The organism is Sphingobium olei (assembly GCF_042678845.1).
GTDB classification, from domain to species: Bacteria; Pseudomonadota; Alphaproteobacteria; order Sphingomonadales; family Sphingomonadaceae; genus Sphingobium; species Sphingobium olei.
Genome location: NZ_JBHTLS010000125.1, coordinates 68,600 through 84,998, shown reverse-complemented (window position 1 = coordinate 84,998; position 16,399 = coordinate 68,600). Strand labels below are relative to the sequence as shown.

20 protein-coding genes are annotated in these 16,399 nt (G+C 65.0%); 7 read left to right on the top strand and 13 right to left on the bottom strand.

What is annotated here, in order from left to right:
* Nucleotides 1–8 precede the first annotated feature (8 nt).
* Nucleotides 9–749, top strand: a complete 741-nt coding sequence (locus ACFQ24_RS11790) for a FadR/GntR family transcriptional regulator (RefSeq protein WP_380911410.1) — start codon at nucleotides 9–11, stop codon at nucleotides 747–749.
* 44 nt (nucleotides 750–793) lie between these two features.
* On the opposite strand, the gene ACFQ24_RS11785 is transcribed toward ACFQ24_RS11790, so the two are convergent.
* The 5 genes from ACFQ24_RS11785 to ACFQ24_RS11765 form a co-directional block, all read right to left on the bottom strand.
* Nucleotides 794–1,483 (bottom strand): aspartate/glutamate racemase family protein, encoded by a 690-nt coding sequence (locus ACFQ24_RS11785; RefSeq protein WP_380911408.1) that lies wholly within the window; start codon nucleotides 1,481–1,483, stop codon nucleotides 794–796.
* An 83-nt stretch (nucleotides 1,484–1,566) separates the two neighbouring features.
* The gene (locus tag ACFQ24_RS11780; RefSeq protein WP_380911406.1) at nucleotides 1,567–2,988 is read right to left on the bottom strand and encodes an NAD(P)(+) transhydrogenase (Re/Si-specific) subunit beta; all 1,422 of its coding nucleotides are present in this window, start codon (nucleotides 2,986–2,988) and stop codon (nucleotides 1,567–1,569) included.
* Nucleotides 2,988–3,272 (bottom strand): NAD(P) transhydrogenase subunit alpha, encoded by a 285-nt coding sequence (locus tag ACFQ24_RS11775; protein WP_066699453.1) that lies wholly within the window; start codon nucleotides 3,270–3,272, stop codon nucleotides 2,988–2,990. Before ACFQ24_RS11775 ends, ACFQ24_RS11780 begins: the two co-directional genes overlap by 1 nt.
* A 94-nt stretch (nucleotides 3,273–3,366) precedes the next feature.
* The gene (locus tag ACFQ24_RS11770; protein WP_380911404.1) at nucleotides 3,367–4,488 is read right to left on the bottom strand and encodes an NAD(P) transhydrogenase subunit alpha; all 1,122 of its coding nucleotides are present in this window, start codon (nucleotides 4,486–4,488) and stop codon (nucleotides 3,367–3,369) included.
* 34 nt (nucleotides 4,489–4,522) lie between these two features.
* Nucleotides 4,523–4,645: an aa3-type cytochrome c oxidase subunit IV gene (locus tag ACFQ24_RS11765; protein WP_380911402.1), complete on the bottom strand. Its 123-nt coding sequence runs from the start codon at nucleotides 4,643–4,645 to the stop codon at nucleotides 4,523–4,525.
* A 151-nt stretch (nucleotides 4,646–4,796) separates the two neighbouring features.
* On the opposite strand from ACFQ24_RS11765, the gene ACFQ24_RS11760 reads away from it, so the two are divergent.
* Nucleotides 4,797–6,245 carry a sigma-54-dependent transcriptional regulator gene (locus ACFQ24_RS11760; RefSeq protein ID WP_380911400.1) on the top strand — a complete coding sequence of 483 codons (1,449 nt, stop codon included), beginning with the start codon at nucleotides 4,797–4,799 and terminating at the stop codon, nucleotides 6,243–6,245.
* 76 nt (nucleotides 6,246–6,321) lie between these two features.
* The gene (locus ACFQ24_RS11755) at nucleotides 6,322–6,966 is read left to right on the top strand and encodes a hypothetical protein (RefSeq protein ID WP_380911398.1); all 645 of its coding nucleotides are present in this window, start codon (nucleotides 6,322–6,324) and stop codon (nucleotides 6,964–6,966) included.
* Between the two features lie 188 nt (nucleotides 6,967–7,154).
* Here the strand turns inward: ACFQ24_RS11755 and sdhA are convergent, their stop codons facing one another.
* The 3 genes from sdhA to sdhC are packed head-to-tail and all read right to left on the bottom strand — an operon-like array spanning nucleotide 7,155 to nucleotide 9,741.
* Nucleotides 7,155–8,957 (bottom strand): succinate dehydrogenase flavoprotein subunit, encoded by a 1,803-nt coding sequence (sdhA, locus tag ACFQ24_RS11750; RefSeq protein ID WP_380911396.1) that lies wholly within the window; start codon nucleotides 8,955–8,957, stop codon nucleotides 7,155–7,157.
* Nucleotides 8,957–9,346, bottom strand: a complete 390-nt coding sequence (sdhD, locus tag ACFQ24_RS11745) for a succinate dehydrogenase, hydrophobic membrane anchor protein (protein ID WP_380911394.1) — start codon at nucleotides 9,344–9,346, stop codon at nucleotides 8,957–8,959. The genes sdhA and sdhD overlap by 1 nt, the downstream gene beginning before the upstream one ends.
* Nucleotides 9,346–9,741: a succinate dehydrogenase, cytochrome b556 subunit gene (gene sdhC, locus ACFQ24_RS11740; RefSeq protein ID WP_380911392.1), complete on the bottom strand. Its 396-nt coding sequence runs from the start codon at nucleotides 9,739–9,741 to the stop codon at nucleotides 9,346–9,348. Before sdhC ends, sdhD begins: the two co-directional genes overlap by 1 nt.
* Nucleotides 9,742–9,931: 190 nt before the next feature.
* Here sdhC and ACFQ24_RS11735 point away from each other — a divergent pair, with 190 nt between their 5' ends.
* The 3 genes from ACFQ24_RS11735 (at nucleotide 9,932) to ACFQ24_RS11725 (ending at nucleotide 13,065) form a co-directional block, all read left to right on the top strand.
* The gene (locus ACFQ24_RS11735) at nucleotides 9,932–11,269 is read left to right on the top strand and encodes a methyl-accepting chemotaxis protein (RefSeq protein ID WP_380911390.1); all 1,338 of its coding nucleotides are present in this window, start codon (nucleotides 9,932–9,934) and stop codon (nucleotides 11,267–11,269) included.
* Nucleotides 11,270–11,331: 62 nt separating this feature from the next.
* On the top strand, nucleotides 11,332–12,327 hold the full coding sequence (locus ACFQ24_RS11730; RefSeq protein ID WP_380911388.1) for a 50S ribosomal protein L11 methyltransferase: 996 nt from the start codon (nucleotides 11,332–11,334) through the stop codon (nucleotides 12,325–12,327).
* A gap of 21 nt (nucleotides 12,328–12,348) precedes the next feature.
* Nucleotides 12,349–13,065: a dienelactone hydrolase family protein gene (locus ACFQ24_RS11725; RefSeq protein ID WP_380911386.1), complete on the top strand. Its 717-nt coding sequence runs from the start codon at nucleotides 12,349–12,351 to the stop codon at nucleotides 13,063–13,065.
* A 41-nt stretch (nucleotides 13,066–13,106) separates the two neighbouring features.
* On the opposite strand, the gene ruvC is transcribed toward ACFQ24_RS11725, so the two are convergent.
* From ruvC to ACFQ24_RS11705, 4 genes are all read right to left on the bottom strand, one after another.
* The gene (ruvC, locus tag ACFQ24_RS11720) at nucleotides 13,107–13,598 is read right to left on the bottom strand and encodes a crossover junction endodeoxyribonuclease RuvC (RefSeq protein WP_380911384.1); all 492 of its coding nucleotides are present in this window, start codon (nucleotides 13,596–13,598) and stop codon (nucleotides 13,107–13,109) included.
* A gap of 181 nt (nucleotides 13,599–13,779) precedes the next feature.
* Nucleotides 13,780–14,523, bottom strand: coding sequence for a YebC/PmpR family DNA-binding transcriptional regulator (locus tag ACFQ24_RS11715; protein ID WP_380911382.1), 744 nt, complete (start codon nucleotides 14,521–14,523; stop codon nucleotides 13,780–13,782).
* 85 nt (nucleotides 14,524–14,608) lie between these two features.
* Entirely contained in the window at nucleotides 14,609–15,103 is a 495-nt protein-coding gene (locus ACFQ24_RS11710; protein WP_380911380.1) for an arsinothricin resistance N-acetyltransferase ArsN1 family B, read from the bottom strand.
* Entirely contained in the window at nucleotides 15,100–15,426 is a 327-nt protein-coding gene (locus ACFQ24_RS11705) for a heavy metal-binding domain-containing protein (protein WP_197421457.1), read from the bottom strand. The genes ACFQ24_RS11710 and ACFQ24_RS11705 overlap by 4 nt, the downstream gene beginning before the upstream one ends.
* A gap of 67 nt (nucleotides 15,427–15,493) precedes the next feature.
* Here ACFQ24_RS11705 and ACFQ24_RS11700 point away from each other — a divergent pair, with 67 nt between their 5' ends.
* Complete coding sequence (locus ACFQ24_RS11700) at nucleotides 15,494–16,123, top strand: hypothetical protein (protein ID WP_380911378.1); 630 nt, start codon at nucleotides 15,494–15,496, stop codon at nucleotides 16,121–16,123.
* A 1-nt stretch (nucleotide 16,124) separates the two neighbouring features.
* Here ACFQ24_RS11700 and ACFQ24_RS11695 read toward each other — a convergent pair whose 3' ends face one another.
* Nucleotides 16,125–16,367: a DUF2312 domain-containing protein gene (locus tag ACFQ24_RS11695; protein WP_380911376.1), complete on the bottom strand. Its 243-nt coding sequence runs from the start codon at nucleotides 16,365–16,367 to the stop codon at nucleotides 16,125–16,127.
* Nucleotides 16,368–16,399: the final 32 nt, after the last annotated feature.

The following is a 16,399-nucleotide window of genomic DNA, read 5'->3' as shown; positions in this document are numbered from 1 at the left end:
GAAGATCCATGGGGAGCGCGCGCAGGGACGGACCGTTCGGATCGGACGAAAGCGCGCTCCGCATCCACCAGGCGATCGCGCGCGATCTGGGCACCGCCATCCTGACCGGGCGGCACAAGCCGGGCGATCTTTTCGAAGGTGAAATCGAAGCGTCGGAGCGGCTTCGCGTGTCCCGCACCGCCTATCGCGAAGCGGTCCGCATCCTGATCGCCAAGGGCATGCTGGAAAGCCGCCCCAAGGCCGGAACGAGGGTGCTGCCGCGCCATCGTTGGAACGTGCTGGACCCCGAGATGCTGGCATGGATGTTCGCCGGCGAACCCGACGCAGCCTTCATTCGCGATCTGTTCGAGCTGCGCGGCGTGATCGAACCGGCGGCCGCGGAGTTTGCGGCGCGGCGGCGCACCGACGATCAGGTGGCGATCATGGAGGCTGCCCTGGGCGAGATGGCGCGCCATGGCCTTTCCACCCCGGAAGGCCGCGCGGCGGACCAGCGGTTTCACCACGCCATATTGGCGGCAACCCGGAATGACGCGCTTGCCGCACTGGCAAGCTCGGTGGGCGCGGCGGTGAGTTGGACCACGACCTTCAAGCATCGCAAGCAGATGATGCCGCGCGACCCTCTGCCGGATCATCGCGCCGTGTTTCAAGCGATCGCTGCGCGGGACACGGCAGCGGCACGCAACGCCATGGTGGAGCTGCTGCGGCTGGCGCTGGGGGATATGGACCCAGCGATCACCGAGCCGGGATAATCCCGCTCCTTGATGCACCGGCGCTCCAATGAGGGCGCATGGCCTTATCCCAAGATGAAATCGACGCCCGCCTTGGCGTGAATGTGCGTGCAATCATAGATCGGCAGGACGTTCGCCTTCACATCCACGATCAGCTCCAGTTCGGTGCAGGCGAGGACCGCGGCCTGAACATCCTGCTTCGCGATGTCGGTGAGTTCCGACTTCATGAAGCGCTCCGATTCCTTGCTGACCTTCCCCACCGTGAGCTCGTCATAAACGATCCGGTCGATGCGCTCAGCGAGGTCCATGTCGGCGGGAAGGAGCGAGACGCCGTGGGCGACGAGGCGCTGGCGGTAGAATTTCTCGGTCATGACGTTGCGCGTGCCGATGAGGGCCGCGCGCTCGATGCCATCCGCCTGCATCCTGGCGCCTACGACTTCGGCGATGTGGATGATGGGCACGCCGACCTGCGCCTGCACCTGATCATAGACGCGGTGCATGGAATTGGCGCAGATCAGCAGGCTTTGCGCGCCCGCCTGCTCCAGCCGCTTGGCCGACGCGATCAACTGGCCCGCCGCGCAATCCCAATCCTGTTCCGTGGCGCAGCGCGCGACATCCGCGAAGTCCAGACTTTCGATCAGCAGCGGGGCGCTGTGCTGCCCGCCCTTCGCGCGGTGCACGGCCTGGTTGATGATGTGATAATAGCGCGCGGTCGAGGTCCAGCTAAGGCCGCCGATCAGGCCGAGTTTGCGCATGATGTTCCCAAGTCCCCGATATGAAAAGGGACGGCGGAGCCTGCCGCTCCCGCCGTCCCGTTCATGGTTAGGGGAAGGCCCGGTTAGTGGGCAAGCCCCTTGACGATTTCCTCGACCATCTTCTTGGCGTCGGCCAGCAGCATCATGGTGTTGTCCATGTAGAAGACTTCGTTATCGACGCCGGCATAGCCAGCACCGCCCATGGAGCGCTTCACGAACAGCACCGACTTGGCATTGGCGACATCCAAGATCGGCATGCCGTAGATGGGCGATGTCTTGTCGGTCTTGGCCGCCGGATTGGTCACGTCGTTCGCGCCGATGACGAAGGCGACGTCGGCCTGGCCGAACTCGCCGTTGATGTCCTCCAGCTCGAACACCTCGTCATAGGGAACGTTGGCTTCAGCCAGCAGCACGTTCATGTGGCCGGGCATACGGCCCGCCACCGGGTGGATGGCATATTTGACGGAAACGCCTTCCTTCTTGAGCAGGTCGCCCATCTCGCGCAGCGCGTGCTGCGCCTGGGAAACCGCCATGCCATAGCCAGGCACGATGATGACGCTGTCCGCCTGCTTCATCAGGAACGCCGCATCCTCCGCGCTGCCGCGCTTGTAGGGACGATCAACCGCCGCCGCGCCGCCCGACGCGCCACCGGCCTCCGCGCCGAAGCCGCCGGCGATGACGCTGATGAAGCTGCGGTTCATCGCCTTGCACATGATGTAGGAGAGGATCGCGCCGGAGGAGCCGACCAGCGCACCGGTGATGATCATCGCGCTGTTGCCGAGCGTGAAGCCCATCGCCGCGGCGGCCCAGCCCGAATAGCTGTTCAGCATGGACACCACGACCGGCATGTCCGCGCCGCCGATCGGGATGATGAGCAGGAATCCGATGACGAAGCTCAGGGCCGTCACCGTCCAGAATATCCACGGGCTCTGGTCGGTCACGAAATAGGCGATCAAGCCCAGGATCGCCGCCAGCGTGCCGAGGTTGATGAGGTGGCGGCCCGGAAGCATGATCGGCTTGCCCGACATGTTGCCGTTCAATTTGAGGAAGGCGATGACCGATCCGGAGAAGGTGATCGCGCCGATCGCGACGCCCAGCCCCATTTCGATCCGGCTGGCGTTTTGGATCTCGTCCGTCAGCGGATCGAGGATGCCGAACGCGCCCGGATTGAGATAGGCCGCCGCACCCACCAGCACGGCGGCAAGGCCGACGAGGCTGTGGAAGGCCGCGACGAGTTGCGGCATGGCGGTCATGGCGATGCGGCGGGCGATGACGAAGCCGATGCCGCCGCCGACGACGATCGCTCCGACGATTTCGGGCAGGCTCACCACATCATGGGTGTAGAGCGTGGTGGCGACGGCAATGGCCATCCCGACCATGCCCATGCGGTTGCCGCGCCGGCTGGTCGCCGGGCTGGAGAGGCCACGCAGGGCGAGGATGAAGAGGATGCCCGCGACCAGATAGGCGAGCGCGACGAAGGGCGAGACGGGCGCGAGTTCGTGCATCACTTGCGCTCCTTCTTCTTGTACATGGCGAGCATGCGCTCGGTAACGGCGAAGCCGCCGAAGATGTTGACCGACGCCAGCACCACCGCCAGCAGCCCCAACACCTTCGCCGCGATGCTCCCGGCCTCCGCCGACGCGACAAGCGCGCCGACGATGATGACCGACGAAATGGCGTTGGTGACCGCCATCAGCGGCGTGTGGAGCGCCGGCGTCACCGACCACACCACATAATAGCCGACGAAGCACGCCAGCACGAAAATCGACAGGATGGAGATGAAGTCCATCGTTCCTACTCCCCGTTCGTTCCGGCGCAGCGGCGCGGAACCTGTGTCGCGCGCCCCCACCCCTTTGGCGGGCACGCGCCGTGTCAAGCGGACGTCAGCCCAGCAGTCGTTCGTTGACGACCTTGCCGCCCTGCGTCAGGCGGATGGCGTTGCCGATTTCCTCGTCCAGCACCGGCGCATTCTTTTCCTTGTCCCAGAAGGCGGACAGGAAATTGTAGAGGTTGCGCGAGAACAGGGCCGAGGCGTCGGCGGCGAGCCGCGAGGGCACGTTGCGATGGCCCACGATCTTGACGCCGTGGCGCTCGACCACTTCGCCCGCCACCGCGCCTTCGACATTACCCCCCTGCTCGACCGCGAGGTCGACGATCACGCTGCCCGGCTTCATCGTCGCGATCTGTGCGTCGGTGATGAGGCGCGGGGCAGGACGGCCAGGAATGAGCGCTGTCGTGATGACGATGTCCTGCTTGGCAATATGGGCCGAGACGAGTTCCGCCTGCGCGGCCTTATATTCGTCGGACGTCTCGGTTGCGTAGCCGCCTGACCCTTCGCCTTCAATCCCCGCGACCTTCTCGACGAAGATCGCCTTGGCGCCGAGCGATTCGATCTGTTCCTTGGTCGCCGAGCGCACATCGGTCGCGCTGACCTGCGCGCCCAGGCGACGTGCGGTGGCGATCGCCTGGAGGCCGGCGACACCCACGCCCATGATGAAAGCCTTGGCCGCGGAAACCGTGCCGGCCGCCGTCATCATCATCGGAAAGGCGCGGCCATATTCGGCGGCGGCGTCCAGCACCGCCTTGTAGCCCGACAGGTTCGACTGCGAGGACAAGATGTCCATCGACTGCGCGCGGGTGATGCGCGGCATGAATTCCATCGCCAGCGCTTCATAGCCGGCCACCGCATAGGCATCGACGCGCGCGCGGTCACCAAAGGGATTGAGCCCCGCCACGATCCAGGCACCCGGCTTCGCGCCGGCAAGGCTGTCGGGCGAAGGCCCCTGCACCCCCAGAACGACGTCGGCCCCGGCCAGCACCGCCGCGCGATCCGCCACCGCCGCACCCGCCGCCGCATAATCGGCATCGGCGATCGACGCCGTCAGCCCGGCCCCGGCCTCCACGGCCATTTCAGCGCCCAGCGCCTTGAACTTCTTCACCGTCTCCGGCGTGGCAGCGACACGCTTTTCGCCTGCCGCCTGTTCCTTAACCACCGCTATTTTCATTATCTTTTTATCCCCTCCCCGTTTTGCCAGCGGATCAGCTGGAGATCAGCAACACCACGATGGCGGCCACGATGACGCTGGCGATCGTGCCCCACTTCACCAATCCGACAAATCCGGCGTAGGTATCGTTCGCGCTCTTCATGTCGTTAGATGCCATATCCAGTCCCCAGAGGTTGTTCTTGTCTTCACCCTTATATTCAAGCGACACGCCTCTCAACCCGCCGCGGCACAAGAAAATCTTTCGCAGTTAAGCCGGCTTTTACCTGCTAGCGCTAACGTCGGCCGCCTGGTGTCTTGAAGGGGTGGCGATGACGCGCGACGGCGTACCGATGCTGATGCTGATCGACGACGAACCGGCGCAGCGCAGACTGGTGTCGGCGCTGGCCTCGCGCGCCGGCTGGCGCACTGTCTTTGCAGGCGACGGCGAAAGCGCGATCGCGACGCTCGGCACCCAGGACGGGATGCAGTTGGATGCGGTCCTGCTGGACCAGTATAGCCCCGATTATGAGCCGGCTGGGTTGATCCGCGAAATCCGGATGCGGCGGCCGGCGCTGCCCATCCTGGTGCTGACCGCGCACAATAATGTCGCCGTGGCGGTAGAGGCCATGCGCGCGGGCGCGACCGATTATCTGTCGAAGCCGATCGCCCCGGAACGGCTGCTCGCCGCGCTCAACGCGACGCGGGCTGAGGGCGCGCACGCCGGAGAATTGCGCCCGCTGACCGAAAAGATCACCGCCCCCCTCTCCTTCGAGGATGTGGTCGGCTCCGCGCCGCAATTCCGCGCAGCGCTCGCCATCGCGGCGAAGGCGGCACGGGCGCGGGTGCCGGTGCTGATCGAGGGCGAGAGCGGCGTCGGCAAGGATGTGATCGCGCGGGCCATCCACGCGGCATCGCCCCGCCACCGTCATGCGATGGTGACGGTCAATTGCGGCGCGATTCCTTCCAACCTGGTGGAATCGGAACTGTTCGGCCATGAGCGCGGCGCCTTCACCGGCGCGTTCGACCGACATGTTGGCAAGTTCGCCAGCGCGGACCTGGGCACCATCTTCCTGGACGAAGTGAGCGAGATGCCGCTCGACGCGCAGGTCAAGCTGCTGCGCGTTCTGCAGGACGGGGAAGTGCAGCCCATCGGCGCGCGACGGCCGATCCATGTCGATGTGCGCGTGATCGCGGCGACCAACAAGCGGCTGAGCGACGAGATCGAGGCGGGACGGTTCCGCGAGGACCTCTATTACCGGCTGAACGTGGTGCAGCTGACCGTGCCGCCCTTACGCGAGCGGATGGGCGACATACCCGCGCTTTGCCGCCACCTGCTCGCCCGCATCGCCGCCCAGCCGGGGATGCGCGGCCTGGGCCTGACCGACGATGCGCTCGCACTGCTGATGCAGCATGGCTGGCCCGGCAACGTCCGCCAGTTGCAGAACGCCCTCTTCCGCGCCGCGGTGCTGTGTGAGGGCGATGCGCTGACGCCGCAGGATTTTCCTCAGATCGCCCAGCAGATCCGAATACAATCGTCGGGCGACGTCCATATGCTGCGCCCGCGCACTGCGCCGCAGCCGCATCGCGACGGCGCGGGCATCACCCTGTTCGAAGGGGACGGCCACGTCCGGCAGCTGGCCGATATCGAGGCCGACGTCATTCGCCTGGCCATCGGCCATTATCGTGGCCGCATGACGGAGGTCGCCCGGCGGCTGGGGATCGGCCGCTCGACGCTCTACCGCAAGCTGGCCGAACTCGGGATCGACAGCGCCGCGTGAACCGGTGGCCGCACGATCCGTCCCGCCGCTCCGCCGGGGCGTTGTATTCACGCGCCGGCTATGCTTTGGAACGATCATGAAGACCGCCGCCTCCGCCGCCGCCTGCCTTTCCATCCTGCTGCTCGCCGCCTGCGGCCGCACCGAACCGGTGGGCGACGCGCCCAGCCAGGAGCAACTGGCGGCCGCAGCCAACGCCGCAGCCGCCAAGGCGCTGGAAAGCCAGCAGGCGGTAAGCGAGGCAGAGAGCCGCAATTATGTGAATGTCGAACGCGGATTTTCGATCACCTTCCCCGAAGGCTGGACGATCGACAAGGGCGCGAGCACGCCCGATGGCGTGGTCTATGAAGATCCAGGCGCGGGCGCGGACGTCCGCGTCTTCTGGGACAGGAACGACAAGGATCAGACGCTGCAGCAGATCGTCGAGGCGATCAGCAACGGGGCGGAAGGCGTGGATGGCGACTTCGTTGGAGAGAATGAATATCGCGGCACCGCCAACGACGGCGAAGGCAACAATGTCGCCGTCCGCCTTGTCCGCCAGCCCGATGGATCGGTGGTCAGCGCGACCTTCGTCTATCCCGAGATGCTGAGCGAGCAATATCAGGGCATGGCGGAAACGGTGCTGTCGAGCCTGCGCGTCTTCGCTCCGAAAGGCGAGGCGGAGGCGGGGACAACGCCCGCCCAATCCGCCAATGCAGCAGCGCCGGCGCCAGCGGCGAAATAGGATTCTGTCCGCTTAACTTCGCATATTTCCCGTAGAAATTGACATAAAGTTGCGAGCGCTTGTTCCTATTCGAAGGACAGGCCCATTGTACGGGCCGCCGTTCGGGTAGGACAGGAAAGCCGCCCCAGACGCAAGAAAGGCGGACCTTCACGGCCCGCCGTCCCTGTTTTTGGCACTGCCCGCGCGTCTTAGTAAACGCGCGCCTTGGGCTTGATATATTCCGCCTCGTCCGTGAGCGTATAATCATGGACGGGACGGTAATCGAGGCTGACCTTGCCACCCTGACCGCCCCAGCCGTCGAACCAGCTCACGGTGTGCTTCATCCAGTTTTCGTCGTCGCGGTTGGGGAAATCCTCGTGCGCGTGGGCGCCGCGGCTTTCCTTGCGGTTTTCCGCGCTCACCATCGTGCAGACCGCCTGGGACATGAGGTTGTCCAGCTCCAGCGTCTCGATAAGGTCCGTGTTCCAGATCAGCGAGCGATCGGTGACGGCGACATCCTCCAGCCGCTTGTTGACCTGCTCCATCTTGGTGACGCCCTCGGCCAGCAGCGCGCTGTCGCGGAACACGGCGGCATGTTTCTGCATCGTGTGCTGCATTTCGAGGCGGATCGCGGCGGTGGGAGATCCGCCCTTGGCATTGCGATATTTGTCGAGGCGGCTGAGCGCCAGATCGGCCGAATCTTGCGGCAGCGGCTTGTGGCTGCCGTTGGGCTTCAGCGTTTCCTTGAGGTGCAGGCCGGTCGCGCGGCCGAACACGACGAGGTCGATCAGGCTGTTGGAGCCCAAGCGGTTTGCGCCATGGACCGACACGCAGGCCGCTTCGCCCACGGCGTAGAGGCCGGGCACCACGACTTCGGGATCGTTACCGACCTTCGTCACCACCTGACCGTGATAGTTACAGGGGATGCCGCCCATATTGTAATGGACGGTGGGCGTTACGGGGAGCGGCTGGCGGGTCAGATCGACGCCCGCGAAGATCTTGCCGCTTTCGGTGATGCCGGGCAGGCGTTCGGCCAGCACCTTGGGATCGATATGGTCGAGGTGCAGGAAGATATGGTCCTTGTTGGGACCGACGCCCCGCCCTTCGCGCATTTCCATCGCCATCGAACGCGAGACGACGTCGCGCGAGGCCAAGTCCTTCGCGGACGGTGCGTAGCGCTCCATGAAGCGCTCGCCTTCGGAGTTGGTAAGATAGCCGCCCTCGCCGCGCGCGCCTTCGGTGATGAGCACGCCCGCGCCGTAGATGCCGGTCGGGTGGAACTGCACGAACTCCAAATCCTGGAGCGGCAGGCCCGCGCGCAGCACCATGCCGCCGCCATCGCCGGTGCAGCTGTGCGCCGATGTGGCGGAGAAATAAGCGCGGCCATAGCCGCCCGTCGCCAGTACGACCGCGTGGGCACGGAAGCGGTGGATGGAGCCGTCCTCCATGCAGATGGCGATGACGCCCCGGCACTCGCCATTTTCCATGATGAGGTCGATGGCGAAATATTCGATGTAGAAATCGGCGTCATATTTCAGCGACTGCTGATAGAGCGCGTGCAGCATGGCGTGGCCGGTGCGGTCGGCGGCGGCGCAGGTGCGCTGCACCGGCGGGCCGGCACCCATATTCTGCATGTGGCCGCCGAAGGGCCGCTGATAGATCGTCCCATTGTCGTTGCGGCTGAACGGCACGCCGGCATGTTCCAGCTCGATGACGGCGGCGGGCGCCTCGCGCACCATATATTCGATCGCGTCCTGATCGCCCAGCCAATCCGATCCCTTGACGGTGTCGTACATGTGCCAGGTCCAGTGGTCAGGCGAATTGTTGCCGAGCGACGCGGCAATGCCGCCCTGCGCCGCGACGGTGTGCGACCGGGTCGGGAACAGCTTGGTGATGCAGGCGGTCTTGAGGCCCGCCTCGGCGCTGCCCATGGTCGCGCGCAGACCCGAGCCGCCCGCGCCGACCACCACGGTGTCATAGGTGTGGTCGATGATCTTGTAGGCGTCGCTCATTACTTGACGATCCCCGTGAAGGCGATCTTGGCGATCGCGAAGATGCCGGCGGCCGCGCCGCCAATGGCGTAGAAATTCAGCAGCAGGATGCAGAAGAAGTTGAGGCCCTTGTCATGGACATAGTCCTCCAGCATCACCTGCATGCCCAGGCGCAGATGGTAGAAGATGCTGACCAGCATCAGCATCAGCGGCACAGCGACCAGCGGGTTGGCGATCCAGGTGACGACGCTCTCATAATCCAGGCCCGGCAGGGTCGCCAGGCTGATTAGCAGCCACAGAACCAGCAGCAGATTGCCGACGGCGGTATAGCGCTGCGCCAGCCAGTGATGCGCGCCATGCCTGGCGGAGCCGAGACCGCGGACGCGGCCGATACCAGTACCCGTGCCCATCAGAGCGCCTTTCCGAAGATGAAGAGCCAGAAGAGGATGGTGATGAGCGCCGAGAGGATGAAGGTCGCGAGCGCCCAAGTCTTGTTGGTGCGCAGTTCATAGCCCGCGCCCATATCCAGCACGAAGTGGCGCAGCCCCGAAACCATGTGCTGAAAGAAGAACCAGCTGAGGCCGATCATCACCAGATAGCCGATCGGCGAAGTCGCGCATTTGACGAAGGTGGCATAGGCCTCCGGACCGATCGCGGCGGCCATCAGCCACCACACCAGCCCGAGCGCGCCAACGGTCGCCAGCCCGTTGCCGGTCACGCGGTGCATGATGGACACCGCCATGTGCGGCCCCCATTTCCAGATGGTCAAATGCGGCGAGAGCGGCCGGCTGGTGGAACGCGCCATGTCTACCCTTGTCCCTGATGCTTTTCCTCGAGTCCCGTCCCCTTAGGCACGAAGAAGGCCAAGAGCAAGCCAACGCCGCATTGCATGAGCCATCGGGCACGCAGGCACGTTCGTTCGCGATAATCAGTGGTTAACCAAAATGCGCTAACCGTGGCACAGTTGGGATTGCGCATAGCCAAGGAAGAACAGGATGACCTCCCCCGCCCCGAAGGATTGGATCATAACGGTCGACAATCTGGCCGAACTGGACCGGACCCATGCCATGGGCCAGCATATGAGCGAAATCTACGGCCTGATCGGAGACAGGATCCAGGAAGCGGGGGATGTCTTTTTCGACACCTACATCGATATGACGGGCCTGCGCACCGGGTTGGGACCGGACGCGCAACGCAAGATTCGGCAGGACGCCGCCCTCTATGTCGAGGAAAAGCTGCGCAATTACGTCAAGGGCCGATGGATAGACAAGTCGACCGCCTGCGTACGCCAGGCCGCAAAGCGCGGCGTGAGCGTTCGCGCGGTACTATCCGCCGTTTCCCGGTCGAATGAAAAAATCTCCAGCCTGCTGTGCGACGCCTGCTGGGACGATCGGCCCACTTGCGAACGATTGCTGCGCACGCTCAATCGCGCCAGCATGGTCGATGCGTCGGTCATCGGCAACCTGCTTGCCCACGACGATGCCGAGGCGCAGCGCAGCGAGCGCCAGCGATATGGCGCCGTTTTCGAGCAGCGGATCGTGAGCGAGATCGATGGCGCGTCGAAGCTGGGCGAATCGCTGCGCGAACAGGCGAAGGATGCCTCGGCCGCGACGCGCGGCATGCTGGGCAAGGCGTCGGAAGTCGCCGCCGCCGCCGAACAGTCCGCCATCGCCATGCGGGAAGCAGCACGCACCTCTGCCGGCCTGATCCGCGCGATCGAGGATGCGCGCGGCGAAGTGGAAAGCGCCGCGGAAGTGGCGCAGCGCGCCTCGACCCAGTCGGGCGAGGCGGTGACGATGTCGGCTACCCTGTCGGAACATGCCAAGTCGATCGAATCGATCCTGGGCCTGATCCGCGACATTGCCGGGCAGACCAATTTGCTGGCGCTTAACGCCACCATCGAGGCGGCGCGCGCGGGCGATGCCGGCCGCGGCTTCGCCGTCGTCGCGCAGGAGGTGAAGAGCCTCGCCAACCAGACTGCGCGGGCGACGGACGAGATCGCCGGCAAGATCGCAGACATCCAGGCGTCGACCCGGCTGTCGGTCGAGAATAACGAGCGGATCCGCGACACGGTGGGCGAGGTGAAGGCCAGCGCCGAGCGCATCCGCCACGCCATGGACGCGCAGGCGCAGACAGTGACCATGATTACCGCCGCAGTGGACGAAACCGCCTTGGCGGCCGATTCCATGTCGACCACCATCTCCGCGATTAGGCAGGACACGGAGGTCGTGGCGTCCGAGATCGACCAGCTCGAACGCGGTTTCGTCAGCGTCGAGGGCAAGCTGGCCAGCCTGCGCAACGCGTCGTCGGACTTTGGCCGGCAGGTCGCCTAAGCCGGCGGCATAGAGCCGTCGCCCGCTTCCCCTTGCCGTCCTGCTGCTCTAAAGGCGGCGGGATGACGGACGCCGCCGCGCCAGCCGCCCAGAGCTGGAAAGTCACCCTGCCCTGCACCCGCGCCGAAGCCGAGGCGATCGACGGGGACATCGCCGCGTTCGCGGTGATGGACAGCCCACCCGTGCTGATGACCAGCGAGGCGGACGAGGAACAGGGACTCTGGCGGCTGGACGCCTATTTCGAGGGACGGCCCAGCCCGGCCGCGATCAAGCTGCTCAAAACGCTGGTTCCGAGCGCCGCCGGGGTCAAGCCGCTGGTCGAGGCTTTGCCCGACGAGGATTGGGTCACGATGAGCCAGCAGGGGCTGGAGCCCGTGACCGCAGGCCGCTTCCACGTCCGCAACATCGCCGCCGATCCCGAACTGCCGGGTCATGTGAACCTGCTGATCGAGGCGGGACGCGCCTTCGGCACCGGGCAGCATGAGACGACGGCGGGGTGCCTCGCCATGCTGGACCGGATGCGGCGCGTGGGCATGCATTTCCGCAACGTCGCGGACATCGGCACAGGCACCGGGCTTCTGGCCTTCGCCGCGCTCAACCTGTGGTCCCGCGCCCGCGCCATCGCGTCTGACATCGATCCGGTGGCGGTAGAGATCAGTGCCGACAATGCGCGCGCTAATGGCATCGGGCTGGGTGACGGGCCAGGGCGGCTGGCGCTCGTCACGGCGGCGGGCGGCAATCATCCCGCGCTCGCCGGGCGCGCACCCTACGACCTGCTGATCGCCAACATCCTGGCCGGGCCGCTGATCGAACTGGCGCCCTCGCTCTGCGCGCTGGTGGAGGATGGCGGCACGATCGTGCTGGCAGGACTGCTCGATACGCAGGCGGATGCGGTGATCGCCGCCTATCGCGCGCAGGGCATGCGGCTGGCCGAGCGCGCAGACCGGGGCGACTGGCCGACGCTGCGCCTGCGCAAGCGGCCGAGCATCGGGTGGAAGCGGCCGCGTCGCATCAATCCAGCCGCGCGCGGCGAAGCGCCCGGATTCGGCAGCATATAGAGACAGCGAAGGAGACAGGTGATGGCCATCGTCAGGCAGGTGATCGTCCATGTTCAGGACGGCGCGCCGTATGAGAGCATGATCGTCGCGGACGAAGCCGGCGGCGAACGGCCCGGCATCCTGCTCTTCCCCAATGTGCTGGGCACCAAGGAAGCGGATTTCGCCTGTGCGGAGCGGGTCGCCGCGCTCGGCTACGCCGTGCTGGTCGCGGATGTCTTTGGACAGGGGAAGCGCACCAGCCGGAGCGATCCCGACATGGGCCGCTATATGGGCGAACTCAACGCCGACCGGGCAATGATGCGGGACAGGGTAAACGCCGCGCATGCGACGCTCAAAGACCTGCCGCAGGTCGATGCACGCCGGACGGCGGCGATCGGCTTCTGCTTCGGCGGCAAATGCGTGCTGGACCTGGCGCGCAGCGGCGCGGACATTGCGGGCGGCGTCAGCTTTCACGGGGTCTACGACGCGCCGCCTTTCCCCAATGCCCGGATCGGGGCGAAGCTGCTGATCTGTCACGGCTGGGACGACCCGATTGCGCCGCCCGACGCCACGGTCGCGCTGGCGAGGGAACTGACGGAAGCGGGATGCGACTGGCAGATCCACGCCTATGGCCGTGCCGGCCATGCTTTTACCGACCATGCCGTGAACATGCCGGAAAAGGGGCTGGCCTACAATGCCGACGCGGACCGGCGCAGCTTCCTGGCGATGACGGATTTCCTGGGCGAATTGTTCGGCTGAGCCGAACCATCCGTTCGATTCAAGCGAACGGTGGTGGCGTTCTATCGCGTGGGAATACGCCGCGCGCTCGCCAGATGGTGGGCGTGGGTGATGGCGACCGCGAGCGCGTCCGCAGCGTCCGGCCCGGCGATCTTCGCGCCCGGCAGCAGCCGCTGAACCATGGCGTGGACCTGCTCCTTCGAGGCATTGCCGACGCCCACCACCGATTTCTTGACGAGCCGGGCGGCATATTCGCCCACCTCCATGCCCGAGCGCGACGCGGCGAGCAGCACCACGCCGCGCGCCTGCCCCAGCTTCAGCGTGGATTGCGGATTGACGTTGACGAACACCTCCTCGACCGCAGCGCCATCGGGGCGATATTCGAGGATGAGGTCGGTGAGCGCCAGGTCGATCGCCAGCAGCCGCGTCGCCAGCGCCATGTCCGCATCGGTCTTGATCTGACCATTTCCGATATGGGTGAGCCGATTGCCGTCCGCGGCGATGATGCCCCAGCCGGTGGTGCCAAGGCCGGGATCGAGACCGAGGAGGATCATGCCGCTGATCCTCGCCCCCGGGGGGAGAGGATAGCAAGGCTTGCCGGCTTGTCGGCTAGACGCGCTTGGAAAGGGGAGCTGCGACCGGGGGCGTCGGACCAACCCCTCTCCCAGCTGCGCCTAGGCGACACAGCCGCCAAGGCTGCGCAACCCTCTCCCCCAAGGGGAGAGGGAAAGATCGTCAACCCAATTTCTCCATTACGGCGTCGGAGACTTCATAATTGCCCCAGACGGTCTGGACGTCGTCATCATCCTCCAGCACGTCCACCAGCTTGAGCAGCGTGGCGGCGTTGCTTTCGTCGACTTCGACGGTGGTGGTGGGCTTCCAGGCGAGCTTGGCGCTCTCCGCCGCGCCGAGCTTGCCTTCCAGCGCCTTGGCGATTTCGTGGAGCGCGTCCATCGCGGTCCAGATTTCATGCTCGTCTTCGTTCGAGGATACGTCGTCCGCGCCCGCTTCCAGCGCCGCCTCGAACACCGCGTCCGCATCGCCCGCGCTTGCCGGATAGGTGATGAGGCCCAGCCGCTCGAAACCATGGCTGACTGCGCCCGACGCACCCAGGTTGCCGCCATTCTTGGAGAAGGCGGTGCGAACATTGGTGGCGGTGCGGTTGCGGTTGTCGGTCAGCGCCTCCACGATGATGGCGACGCCGCCGGGGCCATAGCCCTCATAGCGCACCTCTTCATAATTCTCCATGTCGCCGCCCGACGCCTTGTCGATCGCGCGCTGGATATTATCCTTGGGCATCGACTGGGCCTTGGCCGCGTTGACCGCGAGGCGCAGGCGCGGGTTCATGTCCGGATCGGGCATCCCCATCTTGGCCGCGACAGTGATTTCGCGGCTGAGCTTGGAGAACATCGAGGAGCGCTTCTTGTCCTGCGCGCCCTTGCGATGCATGATGTTCTTGAATTTGGAATGGCCTGCCATGGTCCTGAAATCTTGTCTGCCGGTTGATGGGGATGGGCGCCCTTACACCAGCGGCCACCCCAAGGGCAACCGCCAGAACGCGCGCTTACAGCAGCCGCTGCCACCAGCCCACGTCGCGCCAGGCGCCCAGCTTCCACCCCACTTCGCGATAGATGCCGACCGGCGCGAAGCCCATTGCTTCGTGCAGCGCGACACTGGCGGCATTGGGCAGGGCAATCCCGGCGAAGGCGGCGTGACAGCCCCGATCCTTCAACATCGGCAGCAGTTCGGCGTAGAGCGCCCTGCCAACGCCGCGTCGGGCGAAGGCGGGATCGACATAGACGGCGACGTCGGCCGAGGTAGCATAGGCTGCACGGGTGCGGTGCGGGCTGCCATAGGCGTAGCCCGCGATGACGCCGTCTGGGCCGTGCGCCACCCGCCAGCCATGTGATGCGCCATAGTCGGCGATCCGGCGCGCCATTTCGGCCGGGTCGGGTGGGTCGGTTTCGAAACTGACCCAGCTATCCGTGACGAAGGGCGCGTAGATCGCCGCGCAGGCCGCTGCGTCGCTTGCCTCCGCAGGGCGCACGGCCAGCGTCAATAGAGGATCGCCGTGCCCGACGCCGACACCATCAGCATCGAACCGTTGGACCCGATCACCTCATAGTCGAGATCGACGCCGACCACGGCATTCGCTCCCATGGTGGCGGCGCGCATGCGCATTTCGCCGATTGCCTGTTCGCGGGCGCGCTGTAGCACATCCTCATAAGCGCCCGAGCGGCCGCCCACTATGTCCCGCACGCTGGCGAACAGGTCGCGGAAAAGGTTGGCGCCCACGATCACCTCTCCGGTGACGATGCCGAGATATTCCTTCGCAGGCCGCCCTTCCAGGCGGCTGGTGGTGCTCACGATGATCTCGGACATGGGCGCTGTGCTCCTTTGCTGGGTTGCTCTTACTGCTTATACAGTGGCGAAAGGAAAGGGGGAAAAGATGGAAGAGAATGACGCGGCATTCCTGAAGTTGCTCGCCGATGACGTAGATTGGGCACTTGGCCATATCGAGAAATCAGACACGCAAGCAGCGCGACGCAACCTCCTTCGCAACCTTGTGTCTGCTGCGGAGGGCGTGTCATGGATCTACAGAATGCATGTCATGTCGATAGCGCGGCATTTCGATGCTGCTACTCCATTGGCAGAAATGGCCTTCGCCGAGACTTCCTACTCGGTAACGGAGCAAGGAGTGATAGTCGAACAGGCGCGCCATATCTCCATGACGGCCATGATCCGGCTCACCACCAAAGTGGCTCAGAGCTTTTGCAATGACGCTGAGGTGGATTTTGGCGGAACGGGCTGGGCGAACTTCAAGCGAGCAATTGCGGCGCGCAATCGGATAACGCACCCGAAAAGACCCGATGATCTTCTGCTGACCGACGAAGAAATCGACGCAGCGAAAACGGGCTTCTTCTGGTTCTCTGATATGGCAGTAGGAGTAATGGAAGCGACGCTGAAAGAACTGGCAAGCGATGCCCAGGCGGCCCGTAAACTGCTAGAGATGTATAAGTCAGGCGACCCTGAAACGCTCGCTCTTTTCGAACGAGCGCATCATGAGGCCGAGGATTGAATCACGCCATGCCGAGCGCCGCCAGATAAGTCTGAAGGATCGCCTCCATCTCCTGCCGGTCATGCGGCTGCATCTTCCGCAAACGGACGATCTGGCGCATGATTTTGGGGTCATACCCGGTCGCCTTGGCCTCCAGATAAACATCCTTGATGTCGTCGCCGATGCCCTTCTTTTCTTCCTCCAGCCGCTCGATGCGCTCGATATACAACAATAGCTGGTCGGCGGCGACGTTGCCCTCGCTCATGCAGAAATCTCCATTTGTGAATCGGGTTGGCG

What these genes read in the sequence shown, in the direction of transcription:
- ACFQ24_RS11730 (WP_380911388.1), top strand. Translation starts at nt 11,332, where the DNA reads ATGACGGACGCCGCCGCGCCAGCCGCCCAGAGCTGGAAAGTCACCCTG.
- sdhC (WP_380911392.1), bottom strand. Translation starts at nt 9,741, where the DNA reads ATGGCGCGTTCCACCAGCCGGCCGCTCTCGCCGCATTTGACCATCTGG.
- ACFQ24_RS11755 (WP_380911398.1), top strand. Translation starts at nt 6,322, where the DNA reads ATGAAGACCGCCGCCTCCGCCGCCGCCTGCCTTTCCATCCTGCTGCTC.
- ruvC (WP_380911384.1), bottom strand. Translation starts at nt 13,598, where the DNA reads ATGATCCTCCTCGGTCTCGATCCCGGCCTTGGCACCACCGGCTGGGGC.
- ACFQ24_RS11790 (WP_380911410.1), top strand. Translation starts at nt 9, where the DNA reads ATGGGGAGCGCGCGCAGGGACGGACCGTTCGGATCGGACGAAAGCGCG.
- sdhD (WP_380911394.1), bottom strand. Translation starts at nt 9,346, where the DNA reads ATGGGCACGGGTACTGGTATCGGCCGCGTCCGCGGTCTCGGCTCCGCC.
- ACFQ24_RS11760 (WP_380911400.1), top strand. Translation starts at nt 4,797, where the DNA reads ATGACGCGCGACGGCGTACCGATGCTGATGCTGATCGACGACGAACCG.
- sdhA (WP_380911396.1), bottom strand. Translation starts at nt 8,957, where the DNA reads ATGAGCGACGCCTACAAGATCATCGACCACACCTATGACACCGTGGTG.
- ACFQ24_RS11695 (WP_380911376.1), bottom strand. Translation starts at nt 16,367, where the DNA reads ATGAGCGAGGGCAACGTCGCCGCCGACCAGCTATTGTTGTATATCGAG.
- ACFQ24_RS11715 (WP_380911382.1), bottom strand. Translation starts at nt 14,523, where the DNA reads ATGGCAGGCCATTCCAAATTCAAGAACATCATGCATCGCAAGGGCGCG.
- ACFQ24_RS11705 (WP_197421457.1), bottom strand. Translation starts at nt 15,426, where the DNA reads ATGTCCGAGATCATCGTGAGCACCACCAGCCGCCTGGAAGGGCGGCCT.
- ACFQ24_RS11780 (WP_380911406.1), bottom strand. Translation starts at nt 2,988, where the DNA reads ATGCACGAACTCGCGCCCGTCTCGCCCTTCGTCGCGCTCGCCTATCTG.
- ACFQ24_RS11725 (WP_380911386.1), top strand. Translation starts at nt 12,349, where the DNA reads ATGGCCATCGTCAGGCAGGTGATCGTCCATGTTCAGGACGGCGCGCCG.
- ACFQ24_RS11735 (WP_380911390.1), top strand. Translation starts at nt 9,932, where the DNA reads ATGACCTCCCCCGCCCCGAAGGATTGGATCATAACGGTCGACAATCTG.
- ACFQ24_RS11770 (WP_380911404.1), bottom strand. Translation starts at nt 4,488, where the DNA reads ATGAAAATAGCGGTGGTTAAGGAACAGGCGGCAGGCGAAAAGCGTGTC.
- ACFQ24_RS11700 (WP_380911378.1), top strand. Translation starts at nt 15,494, where the DNA reads ATGGAAGAGAATGACGCGGCATTCCTGAAGTTGCTCGCCGATGACGTA.
- ACFQ24_RS11775 (WP_066699453.1), bottom strand. Translation starts at nt 3,272, where the DNA reads ATGGACTTCATCTCCATCCTGTCGATTTTCGTGCTGGCGTGCTTCGTC.
- ACFQ24_RS11765 (WP_380911402.1), bottom strand. Translation starts at nt 4,645, where the DNA reads ATGGCATCTAACGACATGAAGAGCGCGAACGATACCTACGCCGGATTT.
- ACFQ24_RS11785 (WP_380911408.1), bottom strand. Translation starts at nt 1,483, where the DNA reads ATGCGCAAACTCGGCCTGATCGGCGGCCTTAGCTGGACCTCGACCGCG.